Origin of the sequence: Accumulibacter sp. (genome assembly GCF_023806625.1) — a bacterium.
GTDB lineage: Bacteria > Pseudomonadota > Gammaproteobacteria > Burkholderiales > Rhodocyclaceae > Accumulibacter.
The window spans coordinates 21,755-37,129 of the sequence record NZ_JAMTDX010000008.1 but is presented as its reverse complement, the minus strand read 5'-3'; the positions used below and the strand labels follow the sequence as shown (position 1 = coordinate 37,129).

General features: G+C 65.3%; 14 protein-coding genes. 4 read left to right on the top strand and 10 right to left on the bottom strand.

Annotated elements, in window-relative coordinates:
* The first annotated feature begins 390 nt into the window (after nucleotides 1–390).
* On the top strand, nucleotides 391–1,689 hold the full coding sequence (aceA, locus tag NFW05_RS01355) for an isocitrate lyase (RefSeq protein ID WP_295302111.1): 1,299 nt from the start codon (nucleotides 391–393) through the stop codon (nucleotides 1,687–1,689).
* A 161-nt stretch (nucleotides 1,690–1,850) separates the two neighbouring features.
* The gene (gene msrA, locus NFW05_RS01350) at nucleotides 1,851–2,399 is read left to right on the top strand and encodes a peptide-methionine (S)-S-oxide reductase MsrA (protein ID WP_295302109.1); all 549 of its coding nucleotides are present in this window, start codon (nucleotides 1,851–1,853) and stop codon (nucleotides 2,397–2,399) included.
* On the opposite strand, the gene NFW05_RS01345 is transcribed toward msrA, so the two are convergent.
* The 8 genes from NFW05_RS01345 to NFW05_RS01310 form a co-directional block, all read right to left on the bottom strand.
* Nucleotides 2,383–3,216, bottom strand: a complete 834-nt coding sequence (locus tag NFW05_RS01345; protein ID WP_295302108.1) for an alpha/beta hydrolase — start codon at nucleotides 3,214–3,216, stop codon at nucleotides 2,383–2,385. The genes msrA and NFW05_RS01345 overlap by 17 nt on opposite strands.
* Before the next feature lie 92 nt (nucleotides 3,217–3,308).
* Nucleotides 3,309–3,989, bottom strand: a complete 681-nt coding sequence (gene hybE, locus NFW05_RS01340) for a [NiFe]-hydrogenase assembly chaperone HybE (RefSeq protein ID WP_295302106.1) — start codon at nucleotides 3,987–3,989, stop codon at nucleotides 3,309–3,311.
* Nucleotides 3,979–4,302: a HypC/HybG/HupF family hydrogenase formation chaperone gene (locus NFW05_RS01335; RefSeq protein ID WP_295302104.1), complete on the bottom strand. Its 324-nt coding sequence runs from the start codon at nucleotides 4,300–4,302 to the stop codon at nucleotides 3,979–3,981. Before NFW05_RS01335 ends, hybE begins: the two co-directional genes overlap by 11 nt.
* Before the next feature lie 4 nt (nucleotides 4,303–4,306).
* Nucleotides 4,307–4,798: a HyaD/HybD family hydrogenase maturation endopeptidase gene (locus NFW05_RS01330; protein WP_295302103.1), complete on the bottom strand. Its 492-nt coding sequence runs from the start codon at nucleotides 4,796–4,798 to the stop codon at nucleotides 4,307–4,309.
* A 99-nt stretch (nucleotides 4,799–4,897) separates the two neighbouring features.
* Nucleotides 4,898–6,601, bottom strand: coding sequence for a nickel-dependent hydrogenase large subunit (locus NFW05_RS01325; protein ID WP_295302101.1), 1,704 nt, complete (start codon nucleotides 6,599–6,601; stop codon nucleotides 4,898–4,900).
* 23 nt (nucleotides 6,602–6,624) lie between these two features.
* Nucleotides 6,625–7,794, bottom strand: a complete 1,170-nt coding sequence (gene hybB, locus NFW05_RS01320; RefSeq protein ID WP_295302099.1) for a Ni/Fe-hydrogenase cytochrome b subunit — start codon at nucleotides 7,792–7,794, stop codon at nucleotides 6,625–6,627.
* A complete protein-coding gene (gene hybA / locus NFW05_RS01315) occupies nucleotides 7,791–8,825 on the bottom strand; it encodes a hydrogenase 2 operon protein HybA (RefSeq protein WP_295302097.1) in 1,035 nt (344 codons plus the stop codon). Before hybA ends, hybB begins: the two co-directional genes overlap by 4 nt.
* Nucleotides 8,815–9,999, bottom strand: a complete 1,185-nt coding sequence (locus tag NFW05_RS01310) for a hydrogenase small subunit (RefSeq protein WP_295302096.1) — start codon at nucleotides 9,997–9,999, stop codon at nucleotides 8,815–8,817. The genes hybA and NFW05_RS01310 overlap by 11 nt, the downstream gene beginning before the upstream one ends.
* Before the next feature lie 512 nt (nucleotides 10,000–10,511).
* On the opposite strand from NFW05_RS01310, the gene NFW05_RS01305 reads away from it, so the two are divergent.
* Nucleotides 10,512–11,915: an ATP-binding protein gene (locus NFW05_RS01305; RefSeq protein WP_295302094.1), complete on the top strand. Its 1,404-nt coding sequence runs from the start codon at nucleotides 10,512–10,514 to the stop codon at nucleotides 11,913–11,915.
* Between the two features lie 45 nt (nucleotides 11,916–11,960).
* Here the strand turns inward: NFW05_RS01305 and paaY are convergent, their stop codons facing one another.
* A complete protein-coding gene (gene paaY, locus NFW05_RS01300) occupies nucleotides 11,961–12,587 on the bottom strand; it encodes a phenylacetic acid degradation protein PaaY (RefSeq protein WP_295302092.1) in 627 nt (208 codons plus the stop codon).
* A 441-nt stretch (nucleotides 12,588–13,028) separates the two neighbouring features.
* Here paaY and NFW05_RS01295 point away from each other — a divergent pair, with 441 nt between their 5' ends.
* Nucleotides 13,029–13,730 (top strand): alpha/beta hydrolase, encoded by a 702-nt coding sequence (locus NFW05_RS01295; RefSeq protein ID WP_295302090.1) that lies wholly within the window; start codon nucleotides 13,029–13,031, stop codon nucleotides 13,728–13,730.
* 187 nt (nucleotides 13,731–13,917) lie between these two features.
* Here the strand turns inward: NFW05_RS01295 and NFW05_RS01290 are convergent, their stop codons facing one another.
* A complete protein-coding gene (locus NFW05_RS01290; protein WP_295302089.1) occupies nucleotides 13,918–15,357 on the bottom strand; it encodes a DUF294 nucleotidyltransferase-like domain-containing protein in 1,440 nt (479 codons plus the stop codon).
* Nucleotides 15,358–15,375 lie beyond the last annotated feature (18 nt).

Here is a 15,375-nt window from a genome sequence, read left to right as displayed (position 1 = left end):
ACGAGTCCTCCAGCCCGCCCTGTCGTCGCCGCCGGCCACTTCGGCCAGCTGGGCAGGATCGGCCGTGAGGCGGGAGGGCCGCAGACTGGCCGGCTCGTCCGGGGCTGGGGCACGCCAGTTGCCCGATCGGCGCAGCCTGACTCGATGCGCGTTCGGTTCCTCGACGCGCACTGCGGGGGCTCGGCGTGAATCACCGAAGCCTCACACGCATCCTCAAAAACATATCTTATGTCTTATATAAGACTATTGCCGGCAAGGGAAAATCACTCTATACTTGCATCCATTGGTTGCTCCGGGGAGGGTGCAGGGGAACGGGCAGGGCTTCCTGAGCCGACTGCAGGGGCAACCGGTGTTCCCACGGCAGTTCATCATCCTATTGTGAGGTAAGTCATGAGCACTAGAGAGCAACAGATCGCCGAACTGGAAAAAGACTGGGCGGAGAACCCCCGCTGGAAGGGCATCAAGCGTGGCTACTCGGCCGCCGAAGTCGTCCGCCTGCGCGGATCGTTTCCAATCGAGTACACGATTGCTCGTCGCGGCGCCGCGAAGCTCTGGAACCTGGTCAACACCGAGCCGTACGTCAACTGCCTGGGCGCGCTGACCGGTGGTCAGGCGATGCAGCAGGTCAAGGCCGGGGTCAAGGCGATCTATCTGTCGGGCTGGCAGGTGGCCGCCGACAACAACTCGTACATGGCGATGTACCCTGACCAGTCGCTTTACCCGGTCGATTCGGTGCCCAAGGTCGTCGAGCGGATCAACAATTCTTTCCGGCGTGCCGACGAGATCCAGTTCTCGAAAGGGATCAACCCCGGCGACAAGGGCTACCTCGACTACTTCGCGCCGATCGTCGCCGATGCCGAAGCCGGCTTCGGCGGGGTGCTGAATGCATTCGAATTGATGAAGGCGATGATCCGTGCCGGCGCCGCAGGTGTGCACTGGGAAGACCAGTTGGCCTCGGTCAAGAAATGTGGACACATGGGCGGCAAAGTGCTCGTGCCGACCCAGGAAGCTGTCCAGAAGCTGATCGCCGCGCGTTTCGCGGCGGACGTCTGCGGCGTGCCAACGCTGGTCATCGCGCGCACGGATGCCGAAGCGGCCGACCTGCTGACTTCCGACTGTGACGACAACGACAAGCCTTTCGTCACCGGCGAGCGGACTTCGGAGGGGTTCTACAAGACGCGCAAAGGGCTCGACCAGGCGGTCTCACGGGCTGTCGCCTACGCCGAGTATGCCGACCTCGTCTGGTGCGAGACGGGTACTCCGGATCTCGACTTCGCGCGCAAGTTCGCTGAAGCGGTGCGTGGCAAGCATCCCGACAAGCTGCTCGCCTACAACTGCTCGCCGTCGTTCAACTGGAAGAAGAACCTGGACGACGCGACGATCGCCAGGTTCCAGCGCGAACTCGGCGCGATGGGTTACAAGTATCAGTTCATCACCCTCGCCGGCATCCACAACATGTGGTACCACATGTTCGATCTCGCCCAGGACTACGTCGCTCGCGGCATGACTGCCTACGTCGAAAAAGTCCAGGAACCCGAGTTCGCTGCACGTGAACGGGGTTACACCTTCGTCTCGCACCAGCAGGAAGTGGGGACCGGTTACTTCGACGAGGTGACGACGGTGATCCAGGGTGGAGCCTCTTCAGTGACCGCACTGACCGGTTCGACCGAGGAAGAGCAATTCCACTGAGGTTTCGTGGTCGGCCGACACAAAGCCGCGCCTGGCGCGGCTTTTTCAATTCCGGGTCAGGGGACGGTCCGGTCGGTATGCGAAGCGTCGCAGCGGCTCCTGCCAGCTTGCGCAAGGCCAGCCCGACGGCCTGACGTGACGATCGTGCGAAAGGAGAAGTGATGGAAGCGGATTTCGAGGTAGCCACCCTTGGCGGAGGCTGCTTCTGGTGTCTCGAAGCGGTCTTCGAACAGCTCGCCGGCGTGCGGTCGGTGGTCTCCGGGTACAGCGGTGGGCACGTCGACGACCCGGACTATGCGGCGGTGTGCACCGGCTCGACCGGGCATGCGGAGGTCGTCAGGATCACTTTCGATCCGGCGCGCTGCAGCTACCGGCAGCTGCTCGAAGTCTTCTTCGCGATCCACGACCCGACCACCAAGGATCGCCAGGGCCATGACGTCGGATCGCAGTATCGCTCGGTCATCTTTTGTCACTCGCCCGGGCAGCAGGCGACGGCCGCGTCACTGATCCGCGAACTCGATGAGGCCGGGCTCTGGCCGGCTCCGATCGTCACCGAGCTGCGCCCGGAGGCGCCGTTCTTCCCCGCCGAGACCTATCACCGAGAGTACTACCGGCGGAATCCGGGGCAGGGCTACTGCCAGGTCGTGATCGGCCCCAAGGTGGCCAGTTTTCGCAAGAAGTTCGCCGGCCGGCTCAAGGACGGTCGATGAACTCGCGGAGGTCGCGCACGAAGCGGTCGCGCTGCCACTGATGCGGCGAGTGATCGGTACCCTCGTAGATGTGGAGCACGGCGTTGGCGATCCGGTTCTGGACGTAGCGGGCCGTCTCACTGCGGTAGTAGTTGCTTGATCCACCGTAGACGAGAAGCGCCGGGATGTCGATCCGGTCGAGAGTGGCCCGATAGTCCGCCTCGGTCAGGCTCTCCCAGCAGGCGATCAGCGGCGCGGGGTCGAGTTCCTTGAGCCACTGCCGGGCCTTTTCGAGGCCACGCGATCCTTCCTGATACTTCTGTCGCGCCCGATCATTGAGCCCCATCGCGCCGAGCAGCAGGACCGATTCGGCGAAATCGCTCTCCAGGTGTTGCAGGAAGGCCGCTGAACGTGAACGGTCGAAATCGCCGTAAATCCCGTTGAGCCATTCGGCGTCGGTGAGCAGTTTCGGCGACTGATCGATGAAGCAGACCTTGGCCAGCCGCGCGCAGCCATTGTCCTCGATGTACTGCCAGAGCGTCAGCGCACCCATCGAGTGCCCGACGGCAACCAGATGATCGAGTTCGTAGTGCTCGATCAGATTGCCCAGATCGAGCGCCATCCGTTGCACCGTCGGCACGGTGTCCCGGGTCAGGCGGTGCCCGCCGTGGCCCCGTGCGTCCCAGCGAAACACCCGGTGGTGGGCGGTGAGCTGCTCGAGGAACGGCGTCCATTCGTGGTGGCTTGCTGTCCAGCCGTGCAGCATGATCACCGGCGGACCGTCGCCAGAGACCTGAACGTGGATCTTTTCGCCGTCGTCGGCAAAGAAGTGGCTCATCGAGGCAAGACCTGGCGGAAGGGTCGATCGGCCGCTTTGACCGGATCGTCACGACAACTATAGACCCCTTCGCCGGAAAAGGAAACCGGCCTTCAGCGCCGTTCGCTCTCTGCGTCCACTCGCCTGCCTGTCGGATCGCCTTCCCGACTGCCGACCATCCGGCGCAGGAAGGATCGCCGCGATAGCCTGGGGTCAGCGGCGTCCGTTCCGGCGGATCGGCCGCTGGCCGGCGGGCCCGGAGACCGGCACAGGGCTTCGAGAGCGGCCGCCGCCGCGGCGCGCGCTGCCGCCTGCGAGCCAAACTGGCCTGGCGGTGAGAAGAGCGGACAGTAAAGGATCTCGGGGACTTCGGCCGTCGCGTCCTGGTCGAAGATGAAGTCGAGCGGGCCGACCGGAAAGACCAGACGGCAACGGTCTCCGGATCCCAGCACAGGCCATGCCCTTGCGCTCCCCGGGACCAGCACGAGGCTGATCAGCCATGGCGTGACGACCGAACCAAGCCAGTCTCCGTCGCCAGGAAGACTCCATTCGGCGGTTCCCGCCAATCGTGGCGGAGCCGCCCCGGGGCCGGATGGCGTGCTGACCCTCGACCAGCGCCGGAAGCCTATGGTCTCGACCGACAGGGCGAGGTTGACGAACGGCAGCTCGCGAATGCGCGTCGTCCACCGGCGCAGATACATCGCCTCGAGGTGAGCAGCCGGACTACTGGTGGCTTCCGGAGTAGTCGCGCTCCGTCTCCGGCGATGGGCGAAGCCGCGAAGGTCAATGATCATGGCCATCGTTTTCGGGCAGGTCGGCTCCCAGGTGTGGTCGGCCCAAGCCTCGCCGCCGGGGCTCGTCAGCTGGCTCGAGGCTCTCGGCGAGCATCTGCAGGGCTTCCTCGATCAGCGCACGCTCTGCGTCATCGAGCACTTCCCTGGCCAGGCCCAGCGAGACCAGAACCCATGTGCCAACGGGTTGCGGGCCGACGAGCATCATGTTCACTCGCTCGCGTCGCGCGTCTTCTCCGCTTCCGCGTTCGGCGATCGCCAGCTGCCCGTCGGGGCCATCGGGGGAGATCAGCTGCATCGGAATCGACAGGCACATCGGCTCAGCGTACGGCCTGCGGGTGCCGGGAAACGTCGACACCCAGGCGGATCAGTTCGGCGATCACCAGGTCGAGCAGCTTCGGCATCGCGGCTTCGATCTCCCGGCTCAGCGTCGTCCCGAGCGCCAGCGATCGGGGCTCCAGCCCGATGATCACCGTGGATTTCGGCGATCGGCCGAGCAGCTCCAGCGTAGCCAGCACGTCGCTCATTCCGATCTGGTGCGGTGAAAGCTTGGTCGCAAAGAAGGTCGGCACTTCGTCGCCGGCAAGCCGGATCGGTGTCCCGGGGCGCCTGCCTGAGCGAATGGCGTCGACGAGGATCAGAGCATCGAGATCCTCGAGCTGCTCGAGCATCTCCATACCAGAGGTTCCCCCGTCGAGGACCTCGACAGTGCTGGGCAGGGCGCACACTGAGGGCAGGCGTTCGACGAGGCGTACGCCGAGCCCTTCGTCGCTGAGCAGGACATTGCCGACGCCCAGGATGAGGACGCGCATGCTCGACCGGGTGCTAGGGCAAAGGTCGGGCAATCGCCGGCTGCGCGGCCGCTTGCCCGTCGGCGGCCATGTGCCACCGCCAGGACGTCGGTACTCTTTTCATACTGCGCTGACGCGGACTGCAGCCCGCGCCTGCCGGTCGACGACATGGACCGCGCAGGCCAGGCAGGGGTCGAACGAATGGACCGTGCGCAGGACTTCGAGGGGCTGATCGGGTATGGCAACCGGCGTGCCGGCGAGACACGCCTCATACGCGCCCGGCTCGTCCCTTTCGTTGCGCGGGGCCGCATTCCAGGTCGTCGGGACGACGCACTGGTAGTTCCTGATCTTTCCGTTGTCGATGACGATCCAGTGCGACAGCACGCCTCTGGGCGCCTCGTGAATCCCGACTCCAGAGACCTCGCCCTTAGGGAACTGCGGCTTGTTGAAGGTCCGCAGGTCTCCCCGGGCCATGCTCGCGAGCAGCAGATCCCATTGCCGGCCGAGTTCGTCGACCTCGACGGCGCAGGCGACGGCCCGCGCGGCGTGGCGGCCGATCGTCGAATGCAGCGCTTCGAGACCGACCTTGGTCTTGGCGACGCTGGAAACGAGATCGAGCGCCTGCGTCGCGTAATCGATCGTCGGCTGGTGTCCCGCGGCGACCATCGCCAGGACCCTCGGCAGCGGGCCGACCTGCATCGGCTTTTCGTAGAAGGTCGGGGACTTGAGCCAGGAGTACTTGCCACCTTCCTGGAAGTCGGTGTACTGCGGTCGCGTTTCTCCCTTGTAGGGGTGGAGCGGGCCCTTGCCGCCCTCGTACCACGAGTGTTTGACCGACTCGGCGACACCGTCCCTGAAGTAGGCGTCGTTGTGCGTCCGGATTTCCTTGAAACTGGCCGGGTCGCCACCGGCGATGTGTCCGCCGGGCAGGGCAAAGCTCGTATTCATTCCGTCGAGCGGGATGTCCGGAACAGCCAGGTAGTCGACGATACCGCGTCCGATCGCTGTCCATTCCGGATAGAAACCGCCGACGACGGCGACGTCAACGAGATAGACGTGCTTGACGAAGTCGGCGAGCTGGTCGATCCAGTTCCTGACCGCGAGCAGGCGCTCGACGGTCAGCACCGATTGCGAGTCGGTCGCCAGGGCGTTGGCGACTCCGCCGACAGCGACGTTCTGGATGTGTGGCGTCTTGCTGCCCAGGATGCTGACCACCTTGTTGGCGTGCCTCTGGACTTCGAGTGCCTGGAGATAATGGGCGACGGCGATCAGGTTGACTTCCGGCGGGAGCTTCATCGCCGGATGCCCCCAGTACCCGTTGGTGAAGATGCCCAGCTGGCCGGTACCGACGAAGCCGGCGAGACGCTCCTTGACCCGCGCGAACTCGGCCTTGTTGTTTCCCGGCCAGTTCGACAGGCTCTCGGCGATGCTCGCCGCCTTCGCCGGGTCGGCCTGGAGTGCGCTGGTCACGTCGACCCAGTCGAGGGCCGAGAGGTGATAGAAATGGACGATGTGATCGTGGACGGCGTGCGCCAGGATGATCATGTTGCGGATGTATTGCGCATTGACCGGGATCTCGAGCTGCAGCGCGTTCTCGACGGCGCGCACCGAGGCGATCGCGTGTACGGTCGTGCACACGCCGCAGATCCGCTGGGTGATCGCCCAGGCGTCGCGCGGATCCCGTCCGACGAGAATGTTTTCGACGCCGCGCCACATCTGGCCGGACGCCCAGGCCTTGCTGACCTTGCCCCCGTCGACCTGGACATCGACACGCAGGTGACCTTCGATTCGCGTCACCGGATCAATCGTGACTCTTTGCGACATGGTCTTGTCTCCTCGATGGCGCGTCAGCCGCGTGCAGGCAAGGCTTCGCCGTCCTCGCGCGGCAGCACGGGGAAGCGGCGGGTGATGTAGATGTAGCCATAGACTTCGGCGGCGAAAATGCCCAGGGTGACCAGCAACTCGGGAACCGAGGGGAAATAGCTCCAGCCCGGCCCGGTGTCGAAGCCGATCAGGAAGCCATTGAGGCGCAACAGGATGCCGCTGAGCATCACCGCGATTCCGGCGAGGAACAGCCGTGCCGGGTTCCGCCGCGCCTCGGCCGTACCGATCAGGAAGAACGGCGCGACGAAGCTGAGGTTCTCGACCCAGAACGAAAGCGCGACGAAGTTCAGCCTGAAGGCCTGTGGGAGAGCGCCGCGGATGATCAGATCGGCGAAGCGCGCGACGAGGTAGAGCGCCATGACGCCGAGCAGGACGTGGGCCAGCGGATTGAGCAGCGGGACCTCGATCTGGCGGCGGTAAGCCGACGCGGCGACGCAGGATTCGAAGAGCACGACCCCGTAGCCCATGATGATCGCCGAGAGCAGGTAGATCAGCGGCAGGATCGGCGTCTGCCAGAGCGGGCTGACCTGGTCACCCATGACCACGAGCATCGTCCCGAGCGAGGCCTGATGCATCATCGGCAGGACGATGCCCAGGGCGATGAAGATGAACAGGACCTTCGACAGCTTGCGCCGGGCATCGTGCAGCCCGAGCTTCTCGAGGAAGACCGGCGAGAACTCGATCCACATGACCAGGATGTACAAGGTGATGCACGCGGCGACCTCGAACATCACCGAATTGACGTTGAAGTAGCCCGGCCAGAAGATGTGCCAGAAGTTCCACCAGCGCCCGAGGTCGAAAGTGATCGCCGCTCCGGCCAGCGTGTAGCCGAACAGACTGCCGAGCAGCGCCGGACGAACCAGCGGGTGGTACTCGCCCCGGTTGAAGATGTACACGAGCAGGGCGACCGAGAAGCCGCCGCAGGCCAGCGCCGAGCCGATGAACACGTCGCCGACCACCCAGATGCCCCACGAATAGCCGTCGTTGAGGTTGGTGACCGAGGCCAGACCGAAAAACAGCCGGACGACAACCACGCTGGCCATGATCGCGATCAGCACCCCGCAGACGAGTGTCGTGGCATTGAACAGGCTGCCGCCCACCGGCGCCGGTCGTGCTTCGTGTCCGGCGCTCATGAGTCTTCCCCCTTCTTCGCCTCGTCGCCGGCTTCGGCGTCGCGTGGGACGTTGCGCCAGGCGATTGCGGTCATCCCGCCGAGCACGAGTGCCGGCATGATCAGCCATCCGTAGAGCGTGTGCTGGATCGTCTCGGACAACGAGGCCGACGATTTCGGCGGCAGGTAGGGCATGCCGACCTTCTCGAAGTCGACGGCCGAGAGCTTGAGCACCTGGGTGCCACCGTACTCGGTTTCTCCGTAGACGTGCTGGAGGTACTTGCCGACGTGGCCTTCGTAGCCCTGATCGGGACCGTCACCGAGCCGGCCGCGCGGGAAGGTGGTCAGCGTTCCGGGTTCGAGTGCGAGGCGTCGCTTCGCTTCGACGAGCAGGTCGGCGGTCCGTCCGTAAAGCGTCGCGCCGGTTGGGCAGACCTCGGCGCAGGCCGAATAGGACCCAGGCTTGTCCTTGCGATTGCGGCACAGTTCGCACTTGCCGATCTTGCCGGTCGGCGAATCGTACTGGTACTTGGGAATGCCGAACGGGCAGGCGACGACGCAGTAGCGGCAGCCGACGCAGGCCTCCGGGTCGTAGGCGACGACGCCTGTCTTCGGATCCTTGGTCATCGCCGTTACCGGGCACGCCGAAACGCACGAGGGATCGGCGCAGTGCATGCACGAGGTCTTCATGAACGCGTAGCCGTCGATCTCGGCGTCCTTCGTGGCCATCGTGCCGTTGCGGTACATCTTGATGATGTTGAAGGTCTTGCCACTGGTGTCGAGCGGTGTGTCCCAGAGCTCGTCGGCCGTCGAGAATTCCGGCGGATTCTCGTTGGCTCTCTTGCATGCCGCGACACAGGCCTTGCAGCCGATGCACAGCGTCGCGTCATAGAGCAGCCCGAGTGCTTCGGGGGGGCGCTGATAGGTGTCGCGGGCGCTGGCTGTCGTGCTGACCGTGCCGGCCGCGGCTGCGCCAGCCGCGCCGACGATGCTCCTCAGAAACTCGCGCCGCGAGGGTTCGACTCGCGTCGCGTCAGAACGGCTATTGACCATCTCTGAGTTCCTCCTTCTCTCTGGCCAGCCGCGCTCGTTCGGCTTCCTCGGCCTTGTGCGAGAGACCGAGATTGCGGGCGATCATCGCCGCGCCACCGGCCGCAGCACCGGCGACAGCGGCAAGCAGCGCGGCCGAACCGAGCGTCGCACCGACGCCCTTGTCTTCGACGATCCGTGGATACTGTTGCGGTGGCTCGATGTTCCTGACCTTGGCGAGCATATGGATGGGTTTGGCGAAGCCCACCCCTTGCTCCGTGCAGCCGATGCACGGACAGCCACAGCCGACCGGCCAGGTACCGGCGCCGGCGTCGCCAAACAGCACGGTCGGGCAGTTGGCGTAGGTTTCGGGGCCCTTGCAGCCGAGCTTGTACAGGCAGTAGCCGCGCCGGTGCCCTTCGTCGCCGAATTCGATCGCGAAACGTCCCGCATCGAAGTGTGCGCGGCGCTCGCAGTTCTCGTGGATCAGACGCGAATAGGCGAACCTCGGCCGACCGAGGTCGTCCACCGGCGGCAGGCTGCCGAAGGTCAGGAAGTGCACGACGGTGGACAGGAAGTTGTAGGGATTCGGCGGGCATCCGGGAATGGTCACCACGGGTTTGCCGAGAACGGCTGCTACGCCCGAAGAACCGGTCGGATTCGGGTCGGTCGAGGGCATGCCTCCCCAACTCGCACACGAGCCGATGGCGATGATTGCCGCGGCGTCGGCGGCGCACTCCCTGGTCAATTCGATCGCCGTCTGGCCGCCGACCTTGCAGTAGATGCCGCCGTCACGCGTCGGGATGGCCCCCTCGACGACCAGCACGTAGGCCCCCCGGTTCGCGGCCATCGCCGTCTTGCGCGCCTGTTCGGCCTGGTGTCCGGCGGCGGCGAAGAGGGTTTCGTGGTAGTCGAGCGAGATGACGTCGAGGATCAGCCTCTCGAGCGTCGGATGCTCGGCGCGGAGCATCGACTCGGAGCAGCCGGTGCACTCCTGGAAATGAAGCCAGATCACCGACGGGCGCTTCTTGCCGGCTACGGCCTCGGCGACCGCAGCGTCCGCTCCCTGAGGAAGACCGAGGGTCGCGGCCAGCGTGGCACAGAACTGCAGAAAATCCCGACGAGGCATGTCGAGTCGCCTGCTCGCCGCGGTGATGAGCGGATCCCCCTCCAGCTTCAGCAGACTGGTATTGGCCATCTTGATGTCCCCTCTGTTTTCGTTCGACCGCCTGTGCCCGGCAGCTTTCCGGAGGCAGTTCACGGTGCGCTCGCGAACTGACTGCCAAGAGCGCATACAAGAAACATGCCATTAGTGCAAGGCGAGAAAAAACAGGCAGATGCAGATCGGGGCTGGCGCTCTGCAGGCTAACCGGCTTTCCGTTGGCTCGAGCAACTGGAAAGCGGCTTACCACTGCGCCGAGCGGTGCCTTGCCCCCTGCGCCGGGCGGCAAGGCAGGATCGCCAGCGCGGGCACACAGCGCGAGGCCAGTCGCCGCGGACGCTCCGGGTTGGCCGTCCGTGTGCACGGAGGCCTGCGTTGCACGTCGGGTCGAATGCTCTTACGATCCGCGCGACGGCCGAGCATCGCTCGCTTGCGGCCGGTGGCCGGCGACCGCTTGGTAGACGGCGGCGTATTGTCGTGGCACGCGCGATCAGCATCCCGGACCGGCCGACGAAGATCGCCACGCATTGATCTCGGAGAGTTGGCTGATGACCGGTTCAAGAGCTTCGGACAGGCGGATTGCCCGCCACCCACTGATCGACGCCGACTCATTGAGCGAAAGGCAGTCGGGAATCGAGAGCGTGGACGAGGGCGTCTGGGTCGAGGTCATCCGGAAGATGGATGAGGTTTACAACGACCTCCTGCAGTACGAGGTGGTCCTCGAGCGCAAGAACGCCGCGCTCGAGGACTCCCAGCGCTTCATCGAGAGTGTTCTCGCGTCGATGTCCGACATCCTGATCGTCTGCAACCGTCATGGGGTGATCGTCGAGGTCAACGATTCGCTGCAGCGCTTCATTGGCCGGGACGAGCAGGCGCTGCGCGGTCAGCCACTCGGCGAACTGCTTGCCGACGAGGCTTCGCGGCAACGTGCGCGAGAATTCTTTTCAGCCACTCGTCCGGCCGAGGTTCAGGACTGCGAGGTGCTGTTCAGCGGACGCGACGGCAGTCCGTTGCCCGTGTCGCTGAACTGCACGCCGCGCCTCTCGGCCACCGGCAAGTTTGTCGGGCTGGTCCTCACTGGCCGGCCGGTTGGTGAATTGCGGCGCGCGTATCAGGCGCTGAGCCAGGCGCACGAAGAGCTCAAATGCGCGCAGCAGCAGCTCGTGCAGGCCGAGAAGCTCGCCTCGCTGGGCCGCCTGGTCGCCGGAGTGGCGCACGAACTCAACAATCCGATCAGCTTCGTTCTCGGCAACGTGCTCGCGCTGCGACGCTACGCCGGGCGAATCGGCAAGTATCTGGCCGCGGTGCATGGCGAGAGCTGCGCGCGCTCGCCTGAAGTGGAAGCCTTGCGCAGGGAACTGCGCATCGACGCGATGCTCGCCGACCTGCCGCCGCTGCTCGACGGAATGAGCGAGGGTGCCGAGCGTACGCGCGATATCGTCGATGGGCTCAAGCGTTTCGCGGCGATCGATCGCCAAGGCAATGAACGCTTCAATTTGTCCGAGGTCGTCGATCGGGCCGTGCGCTGGGTGACGCGCTCGGGGCCCGGCCAGTTCCAGGTGCACCTCGACCTGCCGAAGGAGTTGCCGGTCGTCGGCTCTGCGGGCCAGATGCAGCAGGTGGTCATGAACCTCGTGCACAATGCGTGCGACGCGGCGTCGGCCAGTGCTCCGCCGCAACTCACGATCAGCTGCGAGGCCGGCGACAGTGTGGCCTGCCTGCGCTTCGCCGACAACGGGCCAGGCATCGCCGAAGAGGATCTTTCGCGTCTCTTCGACCCGTTCTTCACCACCAAGCCCTTCGGGCAGGGGACCGGGCTGGGTCTGTCGATCAGCTACGGGATCGTGGAACGCCATCGTGGGCGGCTCGAAGTGGCCAACGGCGAGCGAGGCGGGGCGGTGTTCACCCTCAGCCTGCCGCTGGCGCCACTTGAGGACGACGGCGCTCGCTGATCGTCGGCCGCTGCCGCAGAGCCGCAGGTCAGCGGCCCCAGCGCTTCACGTGCCGTTCGACGACTGTTTCCTGAGTTCGATCAGCGGCTGGACGCCAGGAAAGTCGAAACGTCGACGTCCCGGTTCGACGGCCGTCAGCGCCTCGGTCTCGTGAACAGTGGCCAGCGACCGGCGGGTCAGCTGCTGATAGGTCCGCGTGCCTTCGATCTTCCAGGCGATCTCCTGGTCACTGAGCGCCCGGATGACCCGGGCGGGAACTCCGGCGACGAGCGAGCGCGGAGGGATCTCCATCCCCGCCTTGATGAACGCGCAGGCCGCGACGATCGAAGACTCGCCGAGGATGGCGTTGTCCATGAGCACGGCGTTCATGCCGACCAGTGCGTTTCGGCCGACACGGCAGCCGTGGAGCACCGCACCGTGGCCGATGTGTCCGTCCTCTTCAATCACCGTGTCGGTTCCCGGGAAGCCGTGCATCACGCAGGTATCCTGGACGTTCACCCCACGTTCGAGAACCAGACGGCCGAAGTCGCCGCGCAGGCTGGCGCACGGGCCGACGTAGCAGTCGGGACCGACGATCACGTCGCCGATCAGCACCGCGGCAGGATGGACGTAGGCGCTCGGATCGACGACCGGAACGAGGCCGTCGATGGCGAAGACGCGGGGTCGACTCATGGCGATCCTCCTGAACAGGGAAAGCCGGTGGGCTGGGTTGTCGTCGCGCCGGCGTGACGACAGCCCGCTATTCTATGAGCGGCGTCGTTTCGCGCCAACCGGATCCGTCTACCGTTCGCGTCGCCGGGTTTGCCGGGGATGCCGGCGGGCTTCGGTTTGCCGCGGCGGCGGGTGACGAGGCTTCCGGAAGCCCGGGAAGAACGCTGGCGGCCCCGCCAGTTGAACCATTGCGCCGAGGCTTGGCAGGCGATGATGCAGCCGTAGCCAGGCGGTTGCGCGATCGTCAGCGGGAATCGCCGGTAGCGCTGTGGATCGATCTCTCCGGATGTGCGACGATGGCTACCGGTAGTGGCCAGAGTGCCTGCGGGTCACTCTGCGGCCGATCGTCGGGCTTGCCCCGACGCGATCAGAACGACGTCTCCGTCGGGTTGAGGTGAGGCAATGATGATCCGATTCGAAAACCGGCCTGTCGGGCCAGCGCCGGCGCTGCTCGCCTGGCGCACTGCGAGCAGCGGGCCGCGGCCGGTCGTCTTGTGGTTCCACGGATTCACGGCCGACAAGGGAACCCACCGGCCGGAGCTCGAGCTCTTCGCGGACGCGGGATTTCTGGCGATCGGAGTCGATGCGGCGGGCCACGGTGAGCGCCGGCTCGTCGACTTCGAACAGTGCCTCGCGGGTCCGCCCGAGCAGAGGCATCGGCTGTTTCTCTCGCTCATCGCGCAGACAGTAGCCGAAGTGCCGGCGATCATCGATGGCTTGCCGCAGAACGCCGACGCGCAACGCATCGCCGTCGGCGGCGTGTCGATGGGCGCTTGCATCGTCTATGGTGCGATTGCTGCGGACTGCCGGATCCGGGTGGCCGCAGCGCTGCTCGGCTCGCCGGCGTGGTCCGCTGCCGGAGGCGGACCGCCGCCGCGCCCGGGACTTCTCCCCGCGCTGCTCTCGATCACCGCCGAATGCGACGATGTCGTGCCGCCGGCGGCGGCCAGAGCCATGCACGAAGAGCTCGCTTCGCATTCCCGGAGTGGCCGGGAGTTCGTGAAATACCGCGAGATCCGCGGCGCGGGGCACATGCTCGACCCGCGTGACTGGGACCAGGCGGTGCATGAGGTCAGCGCGTGGTTCAGCACCCACCTGAGATGAGCCGGCACGCCAGCGCGTCGGTGCGGATCGTGCCCACCGGTCCGAAGCCGGCCGTGGGGGGAGCGAGTGAGCAACACAGCAGATTGGCCGCGCAGCAGTTCCATTGACAACGTCTTGGGCCGACCAGCGCTTCACGGCAGGTCCAGCAGCGATTACGGCTGGCGGCAACCGGCCGCATCACGCGGGTTCAGCGCAGCAGGTGCAGGCTGAAGTGGCCCTTGATGAACTCCTGGAACTTCTCCACACCCTTGAGCGCGAGCTGTAGCCGGCCAAGCTCCATCATCGTCAGTCGTTCGAGCGGGATGTAGTTGTCCGGCTTGCGCCCTTCGCGCACCTCTTCGAACTGGCCGCGCAGGCGCATCAGGACGAGGAAGTCGTAGCTGTCGGCGACCATGTCGGCGGTCTTGCGGTTGACCACCTTGTCCTTGACCAGTGCTTCGAGGCGCTGATGGGTGCTGCCCATCAGCCTGCCGGCCTGGATGGCCAGGGCCTTGACCCCCTCCGAGATGGCGAAGATGCCCGCCTTCTTGATTTCGAGCATCCCGGAATGCTCGCCGTCCTTCTCGCCCTTGATCCTGCCGAACCAGCCGATCGGCGGAGCAAAGTTCAGCGTGTTTTCGACCATGCGCATCAGGAACAGCTTGTCGCGCTGCACGTGCCTGTAGAGCTGGGTCTTGAGCTCGTGCTCGAACGACGGGTCGCCGTAGATCGTGCGGATGTCCATGAAAGTCCCGCAGCTCAGCACATGGTTCGGCGTCGGAGACCGCAGCCAGCGGTCGATCTGGTCGCGCCACTTGCCGAGGCTTCTCCGCCATTCCTTGTTGTTGGCCATGATTCCGCCCGAGCAGGGCGGGATGCCGATCGTCGCCAGCGAGTCGATCAGCTCCTGCGAGAAAGCTTCGATGCGTGCGATCTCCGCGCTGCCGAGTTCGTCACCGTAGACGATCGCGTTGTCCTGATCGGTGAGCAGCGTCTGCTCGCCCCTTCCCTCGCTGCCGAGAACGACGAAGGCAAAGCGCTCGGGCAGGTCGGCAAAGCGGTCGTCGCGCAGCAGGGCGATCAGCCGCAGCAGAATCTGGTCGTTGAGGTGAGCGATCATGCGCACCATGTCGCGAGTGCTCGTCCCGGATCCTCCGAGGTGCAGGACGAGGCTCTGGATCCTCGAATAGACGACTTTCAGCTCGTCGAGGTTGCGCGTTCGCTCGATGTCGAGGATCAGCTGATGGGGCGAGCGTGACTGCAAACGGATGATGTCGCTGTCGGTGATGATCCCGGCGAGTTCGCCCTTGCCGTCCACGACCGCCAGGCGGTGGATCTTCTCGCGGGACATCCGGTAGAGCGCCTCGTAGAGCAGGTCGTCCTCGCCGATGACTGATAGCGGACTGTTCATGATCTGGCGGACGGCCAGCGACGATGGATCAGCGCCGCTGGCCACGACCTTGTTGCGCAGGTCGCGGTCGGTCATGATGCCGGTCGGCAGTCTGTTCTCGCAGACGACGACGCTCGAGATGTTCCTCTCGCGCATCACGCGCGCGACATCGACGAGGGCTTCGTCGGGTCCGCAGGTGGTCACCGATCGCTGACAGAAGTCCTTCACCGGGCGGAAGAACTGGCCCTCTTCGGACATCGGATCGAACTCCCTGTT

Excerpts from the sequence above, each read along its gene's own strand:
- NFW05_RS01310 (WP_295302096.1), bottom strand. The coding sequence starts at position 9,999 with ATGGCCAATACCAGTCTGCTGAAGCTGGAGGGGGATCCGCTCATCACC.
- NFW05_RS01305 (WP_295302094.1), top strand. The coding sequence starts at position 10,512 with ATGACCGGTTCAAGAGCTTCGGACAGGCGGATTGCCCGCCACCCACTG.
- NFW05_RS01330 (WP_295302103.1), bottom strand. The coding sequence starts at position 4,798 with ATGCGCGTCCTCATCCTGGGCGTCGGCAATGTCCTGCTCAGCGACGAA.
- msrA (WP_295302109.1), top strand. The coding sequence starts at position 1,851 with ATGGAAGCGGATTTCGAGGTAGCCACCCTTGGCGGAGGCTGCTTCTGG.
- hybE (WP_295302106.1), bottom strand. The coding sequence starts at position 3,989 with ATGATCATTGACCTTCGCGGCTTCGCCCATCGCCGGAGACGGAGCGCG.
- NFW05_RS01335 (WP_295302104.1), bottom strand. The coding sequence starts at position 4,302 with ATGTGCCTGTCGATTCCGATGCAGCTGATCTCCCCCGATGGCCCCGAC.
- NFW05_RS01295 (WP_295302090.1), top strand. The coding sequence starts at position 13,029 with ATGATGATCCGATTCGAAAACCGGCCTGTCGGGCCAGCGCCGGCGCTG.
- hybB (WP_295302099.1), bottom strand. The coding sequence starts at position 7,794 with ATGAGCGCCGGACACGAAGCACGACCGGCGCCGGTGGGCGGCAGCCTG.
- NFW05_RS01325 (WP_295302101.1), bottom strand. The coding sequence starts at position 6,601 with ATGTCGCAAAGAGTCACGATTGATCCGGTGACGCGAATCGAAGGTCAC.
- hybA (WP_295302097.1), bottom strand. The coding sequence starts at position 8,825 with ATGGTCAATAGCCGTTCTGACGCGACGCGAGTCGAACCCTCGCGGCGC.
- paaY (WP_295302092.1), bottom strand. The coding sequence starts at position 12,587 with ATGAGTCGACCCCGCGTCTTCGCCATCGACGGCCTCGTTCCGGTCGTC.
- NFW05_RS01345 (WP_295302108.1), bottom strand. The coding sequence starts at position 3,216 with ATGAGCCACTTCTTTGCCGACGACGGCGAAAAGATCCACGTTCAGGTC.
- NFW05_RS01290 (WP_295302089.1), bottom strand. The coding sequence starts at position 15,357 with ATGTCCGAAGAGGGCCAGTTCTTCCGCCCGGTGAAGGACTTCTGTCAG.
- aceA (WP_295302111.1), top strand. The coding sequence starts at position 391 with ATGAGCACTAGAGAGCAACAGATCGCCGAACTGGAAAAAGACTGGGCG.